This is a genomic window from Sphingopyxis sp. GW821-FHT02C12 (assembly GCF_059421785.1).
The window spans coordinates 1,324,848-1,342,971 of the sequence record NZ_JBWKVQ010000001.1 but is presented as its reverse complement, the minus strand read 5'-3'; the positions used below and the strand labels follow the sequence as shown (position 1 = coordinate 1,342,971).

The window sequence follows — 18,124 nt, the reverse complement described above, 5'->3', positions numbered from 1 at the left end:
CGCAACCCTCTCCCGACGGGAGAGGGGATAACTACTGCCGCAGCAGGTCCCGTCCGACGATCATCCGCATGACCTGGTTGGTGCCTTCGAGGATCGAATGGACGCGCAGGTCGCGCCAGAAGCGCTCGATCGGATAATCGCGCAAATAGCCATAACCGCCGAACAATTGCAGCGCGTCGTTGACGATCTTGCTGCCGTTATCGGTCGCGAGCCGCTTCGCCATCGCCGAGAAGCGCGATTTGTCGGGGGCGTTCGCGGTGACCTTCGCCGCCGCGAGATAGAGCAAGGCGCGCGAGGCTTCGAGGTCGGTCGCCATGTCGGCGAGCATGAACTGGGTGTTCTGGAAATCGGCGATCGGCTGGCCGAACTGCTGGCGGTCCTTGGTGTAGGCGATCGCCTCGTCGAGGCAGCGCTGCGCGCCGCCGAGCGAGCAGGCGCCGATGTTGAGCCGCCCGCCGTCGAGCCCCGCCATCGCGAAGCGGAAGCCGTCGCCCTCGGCACCGACGAGATTTTCGACCGGCACGCGGCAATCCTCGAAGATCACCTGCGCGGTCGGCGATGCATTCCAGCCGAGCTTCTTCTCGGGCGCACCGAAGCTCAAACCCGGCGTATCCTTTTCGATGACGAGGCAGCTGATCCCCTTCGACTTTTCCTCGCTGGTGCGGACCATGCAGACATAGATGTCGTTATACCCCGCGCCCGAGATGAACTGCTTGGTGCCGTTGAGCACATAATGGTCGCCATCGCGTTTCGCGGTGGTCTTGAGCGCCGCGGCGTCGGAGCCCGAACCCGGTTCGGTCAGGCAATAGCTGGCGATCTTCTCCATGCTGACGAGGTCGGGCAGGAAGTGCGCCTTGATCTCGGCGCCGCCGAAGCGGTCGATCATCCACGTTGCCATATTGTGGATCGACACATAGGCGCTGGTCGCGGGGCAGCCATAGGCCATCGCCTCCATGATCAGCGCCGCCTCCATCCGGCCGAGCCCGATGCCGCCCGATTCCTCCGCGACATAAATCGCGCCGAAACCCAGTTCGCCCGCCGCCTTCCACACATCGACGGGATAATGGCTTTTCTCGTCCCATTCGGCGGCGAAGGGCGTGATGCGATCGGCGGTGAACTTGCGCGCCATGTCCTGGATGGCGAGCTGGTCGTCGGTAAGCTGGAACTGGTCGGTCATGCGCTCTTCTCGATAAGGATGGCTTCGGCTTCGATTTCGACTTTCCACTCGGGGCGGATCAGCGCGGGGATGACGAGCATCGTCGATGCCGGGCGGATGTCGCCGAACATCGCGCCATGCGCGCGCCCGACGAGGTCGGCGTCGGCGGGGTCAGTGATGTACATGCGCGTGCGCACGACGTCGGCGGGCGACCCGCCGAGCGCCGCGAGTGCTTCGGCGATAATCGTCAGGCAGCGTGCGGCCTGCGCCCCGGCATCGCCGGGGGTCGACGAGCCGTCGGCTTCGATCGGCGCGCAGCCGGCGACGTCGATGCGATTCCCCACCCGAACCGCACGGCTGTAGCCATAGACGGGTTCGAACGGGGACGCCGAAGAGTGGTTACGCCGGGACGCGTCAGCCACAGGTGACCTGCGTGATCTTGTACGCGTCGTCATACATGACGTTCACGCGATCGACGCGGTAGTCCATCGTCATCGCCGAACGCGGCGGGCCCCAGCGAAGCGTGCGCGCGCCCGATGCCTTGAGGATCGCGCCGCCAAGATCGGGGGTTGCGATCTGGCCGACATAGGATTGCGCGGCATCGGCCTTGCAGGCCGCTTCGGCAGGCGGCGGGGTCGATTCGACGGGCGCATCGCTGCCCGCACAGGCGGCAAGCGGCAGGACGGCGGCGATTGCGAGCAGGCGAATGTCCATCGTGAGTCTCCCTTTGAAAACCATTATCCGGCGCAGCGCGTATAGCGCATCGCGTCCGGCGCGGCACCATCGCCATAGTCGCGACGGACGAGCGCCTTGCCGCCGTCGGCCACTCTGAGCACCATCAGCCGATCCCAGTCCATCCCCTCGCCGCTGAATTTATAGTCGGCGACGATACGGGTCGCGCCGCGTTCGCGCACCCGCGCCAGTTCGCCGTGCGATTCGTGGAAGCGCAGGTTCGCGGCGTCGATCACCAGTGCGGTCAGATCGGTGCCCGGGCGCTTGGGACAATCGCTCGCGTCGAGCGCCCAGCGCCCCTGGATCGCGGCGGGAATCGCCTTGTCGCCGCTACCGACGCCCGCTTCGAACGCGGCGGGCGGTTTGATCGCCGGATCGGGCTTATAGTCTTCCGTGGCGGTCGCCGCCGGAGCTGCGGGCGAAGTTTCGGCAGGCGCATCGGGAACGGCGGGCGCGACGCTGGCCTTTTCCTCGGGCGCGGCCTTGTCGGTCGCATCGCCGCAGGCGGCGAGCATCAACACACCAAGGGGGAGCAGATAGGCTTTCATCGTCATTCTCCTTCGCGAGGAGAAATGCGCGGGCGCCGGGAGCGGTTTCATTCGCCGCCCCCTTCGTGCAGCACCTTGGCATTGAATTCGGCGGTCGCGAGCGCGGGGTCGTTGTAGCGATACCAGCGCGGTGCGGGCAGCCCGGCCTGCCAGGCCAGCGCCTCGGTCAGCGTGCCCTGCGCCGATGGCACGTCGGGCATCAGCGTGCCGATCGGGTCGGCATAGGCGGTGTCGGCGCTGACCACGGTCCAGCCCGCCGCCCGCAAGGCCCGGACGAGGTCGCCGATATAGAGCGCGGCGAGGTCGGTTTCGTGGAGCAGCATCACCTGCACCGGCTGGCGCCCGATCACCTGCTGCATCAGCCCGTCGGCATAGTCGGCGGCCTCGACATGCCAGGTGACATAGAGGTCACCGAGCGCCGCGCGGTCGATCGGCTTGCCGGCCTTGGCCGCCGCGATCGCCAGCGATTCGAGATGCCAGTCGGACGATTCGGCGGTGACATAGCCATTGCGCAAGCCGCGCGCCGCGAGCCCCGCACGCAGCGCATCACGCTTGACCTTGTCTTTGCCGCCCTCGTCAAGGAAGGGGAAGCGGAACCAGGGGCGATAGCCGGGGCGGCCCTTGAGCCAGACCTCGGCGGCATCGATGTCGGCGAGATAGGCATCCGCCGTCATGCCGCTCAGATGCGGGTGGGTATTGCTGTGGTTGGCGATGACATGCCCGGCGGCGACATAGGCGGCGAGCTGCGCCTCGCCATTGACCCCGTCGCCATGCCCGATCGCCGCCGGGTTGACGAAAAAGACCGCCTGCGGCGCCTCCGCTTTTTTCAGTTCGGCGACGATGCGCGCGGTGCGCTCCTCGGGCGTGAAGAAAGCCCCGCGCCCCCGCGGCGCGTCGTCGAACGACAGCGCGATCATCTTCTGCGCCGCCGCCGGAACCGGCAGCAGCAACAGAATCAGCAGAGGCAGGAACAGCCGCCGCAACAAGGCAGTGTCAGCCCATCGTCGGGATGACGAAAGCATTGCCGCCGTCGGGCGATCCGTCGGGCCAGCGCGCGGTGATCGTCTTGACCTTGGTCCAGAATTTCACGCCTTCCATGCCGTGCTGGTTGGTGTCACCGAACGCCGAACGCTTCCAGCCGCCGAAGCTGTGATAGGCGACCGGCACCGGGATCGGCACGTTGATGCCGACCATGCCGACGTTGACCCGCGCCGCGAATTCGCGCGCGGCATGGCCGTTGCGCGTGAAGATCGCGACGCCATTGCCATATTGATGCTTCGAGGGCAGCGCCAGCGCGGTTTCGAAATCGGGGGCGCGGACGATCTGCAGCACGGGGCCGAAAATCTCTTCCTTGTACGATTCCATGTCGGTGGTGACATGGTCGAACAGGGTCGGGCCGATGAAGAAGCCCTTTTCATGCCCCTGCAGCGAAAAGCCGCGGCCATCGACCACCAGCTCGGCGCCCTCGTCGGCGCATTTTTGGATCCAGCCCTCGACCTTTTCCTTGTGCGCCTGCGTCACCACCGGGCCGTAATGCGCCTCGGCATCGGTCGACACGCCGACGCGCAGCGCCTCGATCGCGGGGATCAGCTTGGCCTTGAGCCGCTCGGCGGTCTCGTCACCGACGGGGACCACCACAGGAAGCGCCATGCAGCGTTCGCCCGCCGAGCCGAAGGCGGCGCCGGCAAGGTCGTTCACCACCTGGTCGAGGTCGGCGTCGGGCATGACGATGCCATGGTTCTTCGCGCCGCCCATCGCCTGGACGCGCTTGCCGTTGGCGACGCCGCGATTGTAGACATAATGCGCGATGTCCGACGAGCCGACGAAGCTGACCGCGCCGATGTCGGGATGATCGAGGATCGCGTCGACCATTTCCTTGTCGCCATGGACGACCTGGCAGATGCCTGCGGGCAAGCCGGCTTCGAGGAAGAGTTCAGCGAGGCGCACCGGAACGCTGGGATCGCGCTCGCTGGGCTTGATCAGGAAGGCGTTGCCGGTCGCGATCGCGACGCCGGACATCCACAGCGGGATCATCGCGGGGAAGTTGAACGGGGTGATGCCCGCGCCGATGCCGATCGGCTGGCGCATCGAATAGACGTCGATGCCCGGACCCGCGCCCTGCGTATATTCGCCCTTCAGCACATGCGGGATGCCGCAGCAGAATTCGATGACCTCAAGGCCGCGCTGAATGTCGCCCTTCGAATCGGCGATCACCTTGCCATGTTCGCTCGACAGCAGATGCGCGAGTTCGTCCATATTGGCTTCGACGAGGCGCTTGAACTCGAACATCACGCGCGCGCGGCGCTGCGGGTTGGTCGCGGCCCAGCCGGGCTGCGCCGCCTTCGCCGCGGCGACCGCCTTGTCGAGCAGCGCCGCGTCGCCCAAAGCGACCTCGGCCTGCACATTGCCGTTGTTGGGGTCGAAGATCGGGCTGCGGCGGCTGCTGCCACCGGCGCCGCCGACGATAAGATGGTCGATCTGTCGCATGGTCTGTCTCCCAAAAATGTTGCGCCTTCCACAGACCAAGCGCGCCGCGATTGCAAGGGATAGACTTGCAGGGCAATGCTGCATATTTGCAGGCTGTGGACTGGGATAAGCTGCAATATTTCCTGACCGTCGCGCAGCAGGGCACGCTCGCGCGCGCCGGGGCGGCGCTGCAGGTCGACGCGACGACGGTCAGCCGCCAGCTGAGCGCGCTTGAGGCCGCTTTGCAACAGACATTGTTCGAACGCGCGCCGGGCGGTTTCCTGCTTACGGCGGCCGGCCGCGCGCTCGTCCCGCATGCCGAGGCGATGGCGGCGGCGGCGGCGCGCATCCGCTCGGCCGGCGACGGCGGTGCGGCGCTGTCGGGGCAATTGCGGATCAGCGTGTCCGAAGGGTTCGGGGGCAATTTCATCGCGCCGCGGCTGGCGGGTTTCGTCGCCGCGCATCCCGAGCTCGAGATCGACCTCGTCGCCTCGTCGGGGTTTCTCAACCCCTCGCGGCGCGAGGCCGATATGGCGGTGCTGCTCGCGCGGCCTAGAAAAGGCCCGCTGATCACGCGCAAATTGTCGGACTACAGCCTCGGCCTCTATGCCCCCGCCGACCGACCCGACTGGCAAGCGGCGGTCGCCGCGACGCCGCTGTCGCGCGCCGGGGTGCCGGTGATCGGCTATGTGCCCGACATCCTCTATGCCCCCGAACTCGACTATCTGGGTGAGATCGAGCCGGGGCTGCGTGCCGGGGTGCGCTCGTCGAGCATTCTCGCGCAAAGGCGGATGATCGCGGGCGGCGCCGGGGTCGGGGTTTTGCCTTGCTTCCTCGCCGCGAACGACCCGGCGCTGGTGCGGGTGCGACCCGAGCAGGTCATCGCGCGCGCCTTCTGGCTCGCGCTCCACCGCGACGTCGCCCCGCAACCACGCATCCGCGCCTTCATCGACTGGCTCGACGCCGAGGTGCGCGAGAGCCGGGGGTTGTTCGTGCCGGATTAGCCTCTTTCGTCATTGCGAGCGAAGCGAAGCAATCCAGAGCGGTTTACGCGCGCCCTGGATTGCCGCGTCGCTTCGCTCGCAATGACGATGGAAATCACAAGCCCTGACTCGCCTTGACAAGCGCACAGCCAAAAGCGCTAATAGAACAAATCAGGAACAACATGCCCCACGAGTCGCACCCTAATATCGCCGGCCTGCGTCGGCGTCTCGCCCGGATCACCGGCGAGGCCGAACCGCGTGGGCCAATCGCGGGGCGGCTGACGAGCGGTCATGCGGGTTTCGACGCCGCGCTCGGCGGCGGACTCGCGACGGGGCGCGTGCATGAATTCTTCGCCGCCGACGCACTCGACGCGACCAGCGCCGCCGCCTTCGCCGCGCTGCTCGCGCTGCGCCTGCCCGGCCCGGCGCCACTGGTCTGGCTGCGCACCGCCGACGCCGCGCGGCGCGGCGGGCAACTCTATGCGCCCGGCATCGCCGAACTTGGCGGCGATCCCGACCGGCTGCTGCTGATTGAGGCGCCCGATCCCAAATTGTTGCTCGCCTGCGCCAATGATGCGATCCGCTGCGCCGGATCGGCGGCGGTGATCGTCGAAAGCTGGGGCAAATTCCCGCTGCTCGACCTGACCGCGGGGCGGCGGCTCGCGCTCGGCGCGCGCGATGCGGGAACCACATTGCTGATGCTGCGGCTGAACGCGGTCCCCAGCGCAAGCGTCGCCGAAACGCGCTGGAGCGTCGCCGCCGCGCCGTCGCTCGAACTGGAAGCCCATGCGCCGGGCGCTCCCGCCTTCGACCTCGAACTGCTGCGCTGGCGCGGCGGCGCCGCCGGCGGACGCTGGCAAATGGAATGGCATCATGATGAACAAGCCTTTGGCGAAGCGGCGCTATCTGGCGTTGTTCTTCCCGTGGCTGCCCGCCGAGCGGCTTTGCCGCACGGCGCCGCGGCCGCCTGACGCCCCGCTCGTCTTCGCCGAAAAGGCGCGCGGTGCGCTCCGCCTTGCGAGCGTCGACCGCGCAGCGCAGGCGGTCGGGCTCGCCCCCGGCATGCCGCTCGCCGACGCGCGCGCGCGGGTGCCCGACCTGCTGGTCATCGCCCACGACCCGGTCGCCGACACCGCCTGGCTCGACCGGCTCGCGCTCGGCTGCAATCGCTATACCCCGCTGGTGGCGATCGACGCCCCCGACGGCCTGATCCTCGACATCGCCGGGGCCGAGCATCTGTTCGGCGGCGAGGCGGCGCTGATCGACGATCTGGAAATGCGCCTGTCGCGGCTCGGCATGACCGTCCGTCCCGCGCTCGGCCCGACCGCCGACGCGGCGCGCGCGCTCGCGCGCTACCAGACGCGCGCCGCACCCGACGAAGCCGGCGCGATCCGCCGCCTGCCCGTGGCGGCGCTCGAACTCGAAGCCGAAGCGACCACCGCGCTGATCCGCGCGGGGCTCAAGACGATCGGCGACCTCGCGAGCCGGCCGATGGCGAATATCGCCGCACGCTTCGGCGCCGGGGCCGCCACCGCGCTGCGCCGCATCCTCGGCGACGCGCCGAGCCCGCTCGCCCCGCGCATCGCCCCGCCCCCCGTCGCGACCGAACGCCGCTTTGCCGAGCCGCTCGGTAGCACGACGTATGCGACCAAAATACTGGCCGAACTCCTCGACGAAGCCGCCGCCCAAATGCGCGAGCGCGGCAAGGGCGGGCGTCATTTCCGCGCGACCTTCTTTCGCAGCGACGGCCTCGCGCGCAGCATCGAGATCGAGACCGGCCACCCGACGCGCGACACAGCGCTGGTGATGCGCCTCTTCGCTGAGCGCATGGACAGCCTCGCCGACCCGCTCGACCCCGGCTTCGGTTTAGACATGATCCGCCTCGCGGTGCCGCGGCTCGAGGCGCTCGGCGCGACGCAATTGAAGCTCGAAGGCGGCGCGGTGCGCGATGCGAAGATGGACGAACTCGTCGACCGGATGACGACGCGGCTGGGCCGCGTCCGCGTCCGGCGCCTGATCGCCGCCGACACGCATATCCCCGAACAGGCGCAGCTCGCGCTGCCCGCGATCGACGCGCCGCCGCCGCTGCCGTGGGAGATGCCCGAGCCCGGCGAACCACCGACGCGGCCCTTCCATCTGTTCGACCCGCCGCAGCCGATCGAGGTGATCGCCGAGGTCCCCGACGGCCCGCCGCACCAGTTCCGCTGGCGACGGGCGACCCACGCGGTGCGCCGCTATGAAGGCCCCGAACGCATCGCCGCCGAATGGTGGCACCGCCGCGACAACGCCGGGCTGACGCGCGACTATTACCGCGTCGAAGATGCCCAAGGCCGCCGCTTCTGGCTGTTCCGTCACGGGCTGTATGAGGAGAAGGAGCATCCGCTCTGGTATATCCACGGGGTGTTCGCATGAGCGAGACACCCGCCTTTGCCGAGCTGGTCGCGGCGACCAATTACAGCTTCCTACGCGGCGCCTCGCACCCCGCTGACATGGTCGCCGAGGCGATCGCGCTCGGCATGCCCGGCATCGGCATCGCCGATCGCAACAGCGTCGCCGGGGTGGTGCGGGCGCTGACCGGATTACGCAAGCTGGGCGAGGAGGCCGCCGAGGAGGGGGTCGAACTTCCGCCGCTCAAGATCGTCGTCGGCGCCCGGCTGGTGTTCGACGACGGCACCCCCGACATCATCGCCTATCCGACCACGCGCCACGGCTGGGGCCGCCTGACCCGCATGCTCACCATCGGCAATCGCCGCGCCGAAAAGGGCAGCTGCATACTCAAGTTCAAGGATCTGCTGATCCATTGCGAGGATATGCTGCTGATCGCGATGGGGACGGAGAAGGATGAATTTCTGCTGCGCCGCCTCGCGAGGCGCGCGCCGGGGTCCTTATGGCTCGGCGCGACGATGTCGCAGGGCGGCGCGGATCGGCGACGCCTCGCCCAGTTGGAGGCTTTGGCCAGCCGCATCGGCATTCCGCTGCTCGCGACCAACGATGCGCTTTATGCGACGCGCGAGCAACGGCCGCTCCACGATGTCGTCACCTGCATTCGCGAGGGCAAGACCCTGAACGATGCCGGCCGCCTGCTGCGCGCCAATGGCGAGCGTCACCTGAAATCGCCCAAGGAAATGCGCCGCCTCTTCCGCAGCTGTCCCGGGGCAGTCGACGAGAGCATCCGGATATTGGATCGCATCACCTTTTCGCTCCGCGACCTTACATATGAATATCCGCACGAGCCGGTCCCCGAGGGGTGGGAGCCGCAAAGCTGGCTCGAACATATGGTGAAGCAGGCCGCCAACAAGCTGCATCCCGATGGCTTGCCCCGACGCTGGCAGGAGGTGCTCGATGAGGAACTGACTCTCATCGGCAAATGCAACTTCGCCTGCTATTTCCTGACCGTCCACGATATCGTCAACTTCGCACGCACGCAGGCGCCGCCCATTCTCTGCCAGGGCCGCGGGTCGGCGGCCAATTCGCTCGTCTGCTATTTGCTCGAAATCACCTCGATCGATCCGATCGCCAACAACCTGCTCTTCACCCGCTTCCTGTCCGAAGAACGGCGCGAGCCGCCCGACATCGACGTCGATTTCGAGCACGAGCGGCGCGAGGAGGTGATGCAATATGTCTATCGCCGCTACACGCGTCGGCGCGCGGGCATCGCCGCGACGGTGATCCACTATCGCCCGCGCAGCGCGGTACGAGAGGCGGGTAAGGCGCTGGGGCTAAGCGAAGATGTCACTGCTCGTCTTGCCGACACCACTTGGGGCAGCTGGGGCAGTGAGATGCCGATCGAGCGGTTCGTCGAAGCGGGGCTGGACCCTGAGCAAGACGATATCGCGCGGCTGCAATGGGTCGTCGCGCAGCTGCTGACCTTCCCCCGCCACCTGTCGCAGCATGTCGGCGGCTATGTGCTGACCGAGGATCGGCTCGACGAGACGGTGCCGATCCACAATGCCGCGATGGCAGACCGCACCTTCATCGAATGGGACAAGGACGACATCGACGAACTCAAGCTGATGAAGGTCGATGTCCTCGCGCTCGGGATGCTGACCTGCATCCGCAAATGCTTCGACCTGATGCGGCTGCACGATCTGGACGATCACGACCTCAAGAGCGTGCCGCCCGAAGACCCGGTCGTTTACGACATGCTGTGCGAGGGCGACAGCATCGGGGTGTTCCAGGTCGAGAGCCGCGCGCAGATCAATATGCTGCCCCGCCTGCGCCCGCGCGAGTTCTACGATCTCGTCATCCAGGTCGCGATCGTCCGGCCGGGGCCGATCGAGGGCGATATGGTCCACCCCTATCTGAAGCGCCGCAGCGGCGAAGAAGCTGTGGACTATCCGTCGCCTGCGCCGCCGCACGACCCCAAGGAACTGTATAATCTGCTTCGCAGGACATGCGGCGTCCCCCTTTTTCAGGAACAGGCGATGAAACTCGCCATCGTCGCCGCCGAATTCACGCCGGACGAAGCCAACGGCCTGCGGCGTGCGATGGCAACCTTCCGCAATGCCGGGACGATCCATCAATATAAGGAAAAGATGATCGGGGGCATGGTCCGCCGCGGTTATGAGCCGGACTTCGCCGCGCGCTGTTTCAAGCAGATCGAGGGTTTCGGCAGCTATGGCTTTCCCGAAAGCCATGCCCAGTCTTTCGCCAAGCTCGTCTATGTCTCGTCCTGGCTGAAATGCCACCATCCCGCGGTCTTCGCCTGCGGGATTTTGAACGCTCAGCCGATGGGTTTCTACGCCCCCGCCCAGCTCGTCCGCGATGCGCGCGAGCATGGGGTCGAGGTGCGCGCGGTCGATGTCAATTTCAGCACCTGGGACAACAGCCTCGAACGGCGCGATGATGGCAGCCTCGCGCTCAGGCTCGGCTTTCGGCAGGTCGACGGATTTCGCGAGGCGTGGGCGGAACAGATCACCGACGCCCGCACGACGCCGTTTGCCAGCGTCGAAGAACTCGCGCGACGCGCGGGCCTGCCATCGCGTGCGCTACGGCTGCTCGCCGAGGCCGATGCGTGTCATTCGATGGGACTCGAGCGCCGCCCCGCCTTGTGGGATGCGCGGCGGGTGCGGCAGGGGGTGCTGCCCTTGTTCGGCGCCGCCGAAACGAACGAACTCGGCAACGAGGCGGACGCCGCGCTGCCCCCCACCCCGCTCGTCGAACATGTGCTGACCGATTACCAGACGACGCGGCTGTCGCTCAAAGGCCATCCGATGGCGTTTTTGCGGCAGCGTCTCGACGGCGAAGGGGTTTTGAGCTGCCTCCAGATCGGCGCGGCAAAGAATGGCGCGCTCGTCCGCACCGCCGGAGTGGTGCTGATCCGCCAGCGCCCCGGCAAGGGCAATGCGATCTTCATCACGCTCGAGGATGAGGGCGGGATCGTCAATGTCCTGCTCTGGGCGCGCCAGTTCGAGCACTATCGCCGTGCCGTCATGGCGTCGCGGCTGATGGAGGTTGCGGGCGAGGTGCAGCGGAGCAGGGAGGGCGTCGTCCATCTGATGGCGAACCGTATCGTCGATCGCACCGCGCTGCTCGACACGCTGGGCAGCGACCGGTCCTTCGAGCCCGAGCTATGCCGTGCCGACGAGGTCGTGCATCCGCAGCAACCACGCGGGCTTCGCCACGGGCATCCGCGCGATGTCCGCATCCTGCCCAAATCGCGGGATTTTCATTGATGCTTGTCGTGAAATATTCAGCAGGTCAGCGCCGCCGCGAACAGGCTGCGGAAGCGCTCGGCGCATTCGGCGATCACGGCTTCCTCGTCTTCCTCGTCCGCGAAGCCGTCGACCATCATGATCGAACGCAGCACCCCGACCCCCATCAGGATCGCGAGCAGCATATTCGCGCGCAGTTCACCCTGTTCGCCGCCGATGAGTTCGGTGAGCGGGGCGAGGACATCGCGATGGACGAACTCACGGATGATCGCACCGGCCTGCGGCGAGGAGGCCGAGCGGAGCATGATGATGAACATCTCCATCCGCTTTTCGAGGTCCTCGTCGGCGTCATCGACGACAAGCTGCGCCAGAAAAGCGGGGAGCTCGTCGATGCTTTTCGGCTCGAAAAAGATCTTCGGCTTCTCCTCGTCGGCGACGACTTCGCGGAACAGCCCCTCCTTGCCGCCGAAATAGCGGCTGATCAGTGCGACATCGACCTTCGCGTCGCCCGCGATATCGCGCAGGCCGACGCTGCCGTAGCTTTCGCGCAGGAAACGCTGGCGCGCCGCCGCAAGGATCGCGGCGCGTGTCGCGACCGCGTCACGTTTCTTGACGATGATTTCTCTCTCCATGGCGTCCTATTATCGCGGCTGAGAAATAAATCAACACCTGTTGACTTAATCGCTAACCCAGATTAGGCGGCAAAGTCTGGCATCGCGTGGCGCCTCCCCCCTCCCTGTCGCGCGATGCCGGACCGCCCTGAAAAAAGAAAAGATACACGCTATGACCTTGCGCTTTCCCATCGCGCTTTCGATTCTGCTGTCGCTGACGCTCGCCGCCTGTTCGGGTGCTGACGACGCCCAGGGCGGCCCGCCCCAGCTCCCCGTGACCGCCGCCGCGCCGCTGGTGCGCGACGTGACCGAATGGGACGATTATGTCGGCCGCTTCGAAGCCGTCGACAGCGTCGAGGTCCGGCCGCGCGCCTCGGGCTATCTGCAGCGCGCCCATTTCACCGACGGCCAATATGTCCGCGCCGGGCAGTTGCTGTTCACCATCGACGCGCGCCCGAGCCAGGCCGCGCTCGACCAGGCCCGCGCCCAGCTTGCCCGCGCGCAGGCGACACTTGCCAACGCCCGCACCGAACTCGCACGGTCGACGACGCTCGCCGCATCGCAGGCCGCGAGCCAGGAAGAAGTCGAACAGCGCCGCTCCGCCGTCCGCACCGGCGAGGCCGATGTCGCCGCCGCCAATGCCGCGATTCGCGCCTCGGCGCTCAACGTCGGCTTTACCCGCGTCGTCGCGCCGATTTCGGGCCGCGTGTCGCAACGCCTGGTCGATCCGGGCAATTCGGTGATCGCCGACCAGACGATCCTGACCACCATCGTGTCGACCAGCCCCATCCATTTCAGCTTCCAGGGCTCCGAAGCCAGCCTGCTCGACTATGAGCGGCGCGGCGACACGCTGCAGAACGCCCCGGTGCGCATCAAGCTGCAGGGCGCCGACGATTATGCCATCAACGGCCGCATCGATTTCGTCGATAATGCGCTGTCGAACGGATCGGGCACGATCGCCGTCCGCGCGGTCGTCCAGAACCCCGACGGCAAGCTGCGCCCCGGCCTGTTCGGCCAGCTCCAGCTCGCCGCCTCGGCGCCGCGTCCGGCCTTCCTGCTGCCCGACACCGCGATCGTCACCGACGGCGCGCGCCGCGTCGTTTACGTCATCGGCCCCAAGGATGTGGTGCAGGCGCGCCCGGTCACCCTCGGCCCCGTCGTCGACGGGCTGCGCGTGATCAAGACCGGCGTCACCGCGAAGGACCGCATCATCGTCGGCGGCCTCCAGCGCGCGCGGCCGGGCCAGCCCGCCAAGGTGCAGGCCGGGACGATCGCGGCTGACGGCAAGGTGCTGACGGCCAAGGCCGCGCCCGCCGCGAAGGGCGGGGCGAACAGCAAGTGAATATCAGCCGCTTCTTCGTCGACCGCCCGATCTTCGCGGCGGTCATCGCGATCTTCATCACGCTGATCGGCGCCTTCGCCTATCCGCAGCTTCCGCTCGCCCAATATCCGGAGATCGCGCCGCCGACGATCAGCATCACCGCCGCCTATCCCGGTGCCTCGTCCGAAACGATCGCCGAAACGGTCGCCTCGACGCTGGAGCAGGAGATCAACGGCGTCGAGAATATGCTCTATATCCAGAGCAGCTCGACGCAGGGCGCCGCGCAGATCACCGTGACTTTCGAACCCGGCACCGATCTCGATGCCGCGCAGGTGCTGGTCCAGAACCGCGTCGCGCTCGCCGAGCCGCGCCTGCCCGAACAGGTGCGCCAGATCGGTGTGCAGGTGAACAAGCAGGAATCGGGCTTCCTGATGATCGTCGCGCTGACCTCGACCGATCCGGCGATCGATACCGATTATGTCGGCAACTACGCCAATTCGACGCTGCGCGACCGCCTGCTCCGCCTCGAAGGCGTCGGCGGCGTCCAGATCTTCGGCGGCGGCTATTATTCGATGCGCGTGTGGATCGACCCCGACAAGGCCGCCGCGCGCAACCTGACCGCGCCCGAAATCGTCGCCGCGCTGCAAAGCCAGAACGTCCAGGTCGCCGGCGGTTCGGTCGGCGCCCCGCCCTATGGCAAGGGCAATCCGGCGTTCGAACTGCCCGTCGAAGTCCCGGGCCGCCTCGTCACCCCCGACCAGTTCGCCAATGTCGTGATCAAGACCGACACGACGAACGGCGCGATCACGCGGCTGAAGGATGTCGCGCGCGTCGAGCTCGGCGCGCAGGACTATGGCGTGCGCGGCGTGTTCAACGGCCGCGAAGGCGTCGGCATGGCGGTGATCCAGCAGCCGGGTGCCAATGCGCTCAACGCCGCGAACCTCGTGCTCGAGGAAGTGAAGAAGGCCTCGGCCGACTTCCCCCCGGGACTCGAATATGAAATCCCCTTCAACCCGACCGAATATGTCCAGGCGTCGGTGACCGCGGTGCAGGAAACGCTCGTCGAGGCGATCTTCCTCGTCGTGCTCGTCGTGCTCGTCTTCCTGCAGACCTGGCGCGCCGCGATCATCCCGATCGTCGCCATTCCGGTGGCGCTCGTCGGCACCTTCGCGGTCCAGCTCGCGCTCGGTTTCTCGATCAACTCGCTGTCGCTCTTCGCACTGGTGCTCGCGGTCGGGATCGTCGTCGACGACGCGATCGTCGTCGTCGAGGCGGTCGAAAAGCATATCCGTGAAGGCCTCAGTCCGCGCGAAGCCGCGCACCGGACGATGGAGGAAGTGTCGGGGGCGCTGATCGCGATCGGGCTCGTGCTCGTCGCGGTGTTCGTGCCGACCGCCTTCGTCCCCGGCATCCCCGGCATCTTCTACCAGCAGTTCGCGGTGACGATCGCGGCGGCGACGGTGTTTTCGCTGCTCACCTCGCTCACCTTGTCGCCCGCGATGGCGGCGCTGCTGCTCAAGCCGCACGAAGAGCATCATGAAGAGCCAAAGAACCCGGTGATGCGCGTCGTCCGGCGCGCAGCCGACAAGTTCAACAGCGGCTTCGACAAATTGTCCGACCGCTATGGCCGCACCACCGCCACGCTGGTGCGCAAAGGCGGACTGATGCTCGCCATCTATGCCGTGCTGCTCGCGACGACCGGCTGGCGCCTCGCCGACACGCCGACGGGCTTCATTCCCGACCAGGACCAGGGCGTGCTGATCGGCGTCGTCCAGCTGCCGCCGGGCGCGTCGCTCGACCGCACCAGCGAAGTCCTCGCCCGCGCGCAGCAGGAAGTGAAGAAAGTGGGCGGCGTCGCCAGCATCGCGACCTTCTCGGGCCTCGACGGATCGAGTTTCTCGACCGCCTCGAACGCCGGCACGATGTTCATCCGCCTGACCGACTGGGGCGAGCGCGGCAGCAAGCTCTCCGCGACCGCGCTGTCGCAGCAACTGTCGGGCGTGCTCGCCAACGCCTTGCCCGAAGCGAACGCCTTCGTCATCGCGCCGCCTGCGGTACAGGGGCTGGGCAACGGCAACGGCTTCACGATGATGATCCAGGCCCGCAGCGGCGAAAGCTACAAGGAGCTCGAACAGGCCACCGGCGCCATGATGGGCGGCGCGGCGCAGATGAAGGATGTGCAGCAGGTCTTCTCGCTGTTCAACACCGGAAGCCCGCGCATCTTCGCCGATGTCGACCGCGACAAGGCGCAGATCCTGGGTGTCGATCCGAGCCAGGTCTATGCCGCGCTCGGTACCTATCTGGCGTCGACATACGTCAACGACTTCAACTTCCTTGGCCGCACCTTCCGCGTGACCGCGCAGGCCGAACCGACCTCGCGCGCCAGCATCGAGGATGTCGGACGGCTGCAGGTGCGCTCGACCTCGGGCGAGATGGTGCCCCTGTCGTCGGTGGCGACCTTCCGCGACGACAGCGGCCCGACGCGCGTCGTGCGCTATAACCTGTTCCCCGCGGTCGAACTGCAGGGACAGGCGGCGCCGGGCGTGTCGTCGGGTGCGGCGCTCGCCGCGATGGAGGGCCTTGCCGACAAGACATTGCCGTCGGGCTTCGCCTATGAATGGACCGGCCTCGCCTATCAGGAAAAGGCGGCGGGCGGCGGCGCGGTGCTGATCTTCGGCCTCGCGGTGGTGTTCGTCTTCCTCGTGCTCGCGGCGCAATATGAATCGCTGCCGCTACCGCTCGCGGTGATCCTGATCGTGCCGATGTGCATCCTCGCGGCGATGCTCGGCGTCAACCTGCGCGGGATGGACAATAATATCCTGACACAGGTCGGTCTGGTCGTGCTCATCGCGCTCGCCGCGAAGAATGCGATCCTGATCGTCGAGTTCGCGAAACAGGCCGAGGAACAGGACGGGATGAGCACGATCGACGCCGCGGTCCACGCCGCACGCTCGCGCCTCCGCCCGATCCTGATGACCAGCTTCGCCTTCATCTTCGGCGTCGTGCCGCTGGCGATCGCGAGCGGCCCGGGACAGGAAATGCGGCAGGCGCTGGGCACCGCGGTGACCTTTGGCATGCTCGGCGTGACGATCTTCGGACTGATCTTCACCCCGCTCTTCTATGTCCTCTGCCGCAAGCTCGGCGACAAGGCGACCGCCTTCGCCCGCCGCGACCGCAAGCAGAAACAGCCGGACACCAGCCCGGCGGAGACCCGCTAATGACCCGCAACCTGATCCTTGCCGCCGCGAGCATGCTGGCGCTGTCGGCCTGTACCGTCGGCCCCCGCTATGTCTCGCCGGTTCCCGCGGCGCCGTCGCAGGCGCCCTTCCTCGAAGCCGGCAAGTCGCCCGCCTTCAGCGGCGAACAGCCGCCGGGTCCATGGTGGAGCCTGTTCGGCGACCCGTTGCTCGACCAGCTCGTCGGTGAAGCGCTCACGGCGAACACCGATCTTCGCGTCGCCGCCGCCAATCTGGCGCAGGCGCGCGCGGTGCTGCGCGAATCGCGCGCCGGCCGCCTGCCGACGACGACGGTGGGCGCCGGCGGCACCTATGCGCGCCAGGCGAACCCGCTCGGCGCCGGCTCGATCGAGGGCGACAGCTATGACGTCGGGCTCGACATCGGCTATCAGGTCGACCTGTTCGGCCGCGTCGAAAGCGCGATCCGCGCCAGCCGCGCCGACGCCGATGCGGTACAGGCGGCGTTCGACCTGACCCGCATCACCGTCGCCGCCGAAACGACGCGCGCTTACACCGACGTCTGTTCGTTCAACCGCCAGATCGCGGTCGCCGAGGACACGCTGCGCATCCAGCAGCAGACCTTCGACCTCACCCGCCGCCTGTTCGAGGGCGGGCGCGCGACGCGACTCGAAACCGGACAGGCGGGCGCACTGCTCGAACAGACACGGGCGACGATCCCGACGCTGACCGCGCAGCGCGCCGCCGCGCTCTATCGCCTCGCGGTGCTCACCGGCAAGCCGCCCGCCGAAGCGCCCGCGGCAGTGCTCGCCTGCCAGGCACCGCCCGAATTGAACCGCCCGATCCCCGTTGGCGACGGCGCTTCGCTGCTGGCACGTCGCCCCGACATCCGCCGCGCCGAGCGCCAGCTCGCCGCAGCGGCGGCGCGGGTCAATGTCGCGACCGCCGATCTGTACCCGAGCATCAGCCTCGGCGGCTCGGTCGGCTCGACCGCCAGCTCGATCTCGGGACTCGGCAAGTCCGACGGCTTCCGCTTCTCGCTCGGCCCGCTGATCTCGTGGAGCTTCCCGAACATGGAGGTCGCGCGGTCGCGGCTGAAACAGGCCGAAGCCGGGGCCGATGGCGCGCTCGCGAGTTTCGACGGCACCTGGCTGACCGCGCTGCAGGAAAGCGAAAGCGCGCTCGCCAATTATGCGGGCGAACTCGACCGGCTCGCAGCGCTGCGCCGCGCGGCGGCCGAGGCCGGCGACGCCGCCCGCATCGCGCGGCTGCGCTATCAGGCGGGACGCGAGAATTTCCAGGTCGTGCTCGATGCCGAGCGGACGCTGGCATCGATCAACGCGAGCATCGCCCAGTCCGAACAGACCCGCGCGACGAACCTCGTCTCGCTGTTCCTCGCGCTGGGCGGCGGCTGGCAGGAGCCGGCGGTTTAATTCCGAGCTTCGCCATTGCGAGGAGC

The 18,124-nt window shown here is 67.5% G+C and carries 14 protein-coding genes; 7 read left to right on the top strand and 7 right to left on the bottom strand.

Annotated elements, in window-relative coordinates:
* Window positions 1-31: 31 nt before the first annotated feature.
* From AC07U1_RS06285 to AC07U1_RS06260, 6 genes are read right to left on the bottom strand one after another with little or no spacing between them, the layout of a single operon-like run.
* Entirely contained in the window at window positions 32-1,177 is a 1,146-nt protein-coding gene (locus AC07U1_RS06285; RefSeq protein ID WP_495177117.1) for an acyl-CoA dehydrogenase family protein, read from the bottom strand.
* Entirely contained in the window at window positions 1,174-1,578 is a 405-nt protein-coding gene (locus tag AC07U1_RS06280; protein WP_495177118.1) for a RidA family protein, read from the bottom strand. The genes AC07U1_RS06285 and AC07U1_RS06280 overlap by 4 nt, the downstream gene beginning before the upstream one ends.
* Entirely contained in the window at window positions 1,571-1,870 is a 300-nt protein-coding gene (locus tag AC07U1_RS06275) for an I78 family peptidase inhibitor (protein ID WP_495177119.1), read from the bottom strand. Before AC07U1_RS06275 ends, AC07U1_RS06280 begins: the two co-directional genes overlap by 8 nt.
* A gap of 23 nt (window positions 1,871-1,893) precedes the next feature.
* Window positions 1,894-2,436, bottom strand: a complete 543-nt coding sequence (locus AC07U1_RS06270) for a hypothetical protein (RefSeq protein WP_495177120.1) — start codon at window positions 2,434-2,436, stop codon at window positions 1,894-1,896.
* A gap of 47 nt (window positions 2,437-2,483) precedes the next feature.
* A complete protein-coding gene (locus AC07U1_RS06265; protein WP_495197666.1) occupies window positions 2,484-3,419 on the bottom strand; it encodes a polysaccharide deacetylase family protein in 936 nt (311 codons plus the stop codon).
* A 10-nt stretch (window positions 3,420-3,429) separates the two neighbouring features.
* Window positions 3,430-4,923, bottom strand: coding sequence for a CoA-acylating methylmalonate-semialdehyde dehydrogenase (locus tag AC07U1_RS06260; protein ID WP_492737886.1), 1,494 nt, complete (start codon window positions 4,921-4,923; stop codon window positions 3,430-3,432).
* 95 nt (window positions 4,924-5,018) lie between these two features.
* Here AC07U1_RS06260 and AC07U1_RS06255 point away from each other — a divergent pair, with 95 nt between their 5' ends.
* From AC07U1_RS06255 to AC07U1_RS06240, 4 genes are all read left to right on the top strand, one after another.
* On the top strand, window positions 5,019-5,906 hold the full coding sequence (locus AC07U1_RS06255; protein ID WP_495177122.1) for a LysR family transcriptional regulator: 888 nt from the start codon (window positions 5,019-5,021) through the stop codon (window positions 5,904-5,906).
* Window positions 5,907-6,067: 161 nt separating this feature from the next.
* Window positions 6,068-6,856 carry an ImuA family protein gene (locus AC07U1_RS06250; RefSeq protein WP_495177123.1) on the top strand — a complete coding sequence of 263 codons (789 nt, stop codon included), beginning with the start codon at window positions 6,068-6,070 and terminating at the stop codon, window positions 6,854-6,856.
* Window positions 6,759-8,297, top strand: coding sequence for a Y-family DNA polymerase (locus AC07U1_RS06245; RefSeq protein WP_495177124.1), 1,539 nt, complete (start codon window positions 6,759-6,761; stop codon window positions 8,295-8,297). Before AC07U1_RS06250 ends, AC07U1_RS06245 begins: the two co-directional genes overlap by 98 nt.
* Window positions 8,294-11,560 carry an error-prone DNA polymerase gene (locus AC07U1_RS06240; protein ID WP_495177125.1) on the top strand — a complete coding sequence of 1,089 codons (3,267 nt, stop codon included), beginning with the start codon at window positions 8,294-8,296 and terminating at the stop codon, window positions 11,558-11,560. The genes AC07U1_RS06245 and AC07U1_RS06240 overlap by 4 nt, the downstream gene beginning before the upstream one ends.
* A 17-nt stretch (window positions 11,561-11,577) precedes the next feature.
* On the opposite strand, the gene AC07U1_RS06235 is transcribed toward AC07U1_RS06240, so the two are convergent.
* On the bottom strand, window positions 11,578-12,171 hold the full coding sequence (locus AC07U1_RS06235) for a TetR/AcrR family transcriptional regulator (protein ID WP_495177126.1): 594 nt from the start codon (window positions 12,169-12,171) through the stop codon (window positions 11,578-11,580).
* A 151-nt stretch (window positions 12,172-12,322) separates the two neighbouring features.
* On the opposite strand from AC07U1_RS06235, the gene AC07U1_RS06230 reads away from it, so the two are divergent.
* From AC07U1_RS06230 to AC07U1_RS06220, 3 genes are read left to right on the top strand one after another with little or no spacing between them, the layout of a single operon-like run.
* On the top strand, window positions 12,323-13,492 hold the full coding sequence (locus tag AC07U1_RS06230) for an efflux RND transporter periplasmic adaptor subunit (protein WP_492737897.1): 1,170 nt from the start codon (window positions 12,323-12,325) through the stop codon (window positions 13,490-13,492).
* On the top strand, window positions 13,489-16,689 hold the full coding sequence (locus AC07U1_RS06225; RefSeq protein ID WP_495177127.1) for an efflux RND transporter permease subunit: 3,201 nt from the start codon (window positions 13,489-13,491) through the stop codon (window positions 16,687-16,689). Before AC07U1_RS06230 ends, AC07U1_RS06225 begins: the two co-directional genes overlap by 4 nt.
* On the top strand, window positions 16,689-18,098 hold the full coding sequence (locus tag AC07U1_RS06220; RefSeq protein ID WP_495177128.1) for an efflux transporter outer membrane subunit: 1,410 nt from the start codon (window positions 16,689-16,691) through the stop codon (window positions 18,096-18,098). The genes AC07U1_RS06225 and AC07U1_RS06220 overlap by 1 nt, the downstream gene beginning before the upstream one ends.
* Window positions 18,099-18,124 lie beyond the last annotated feature (26 nt).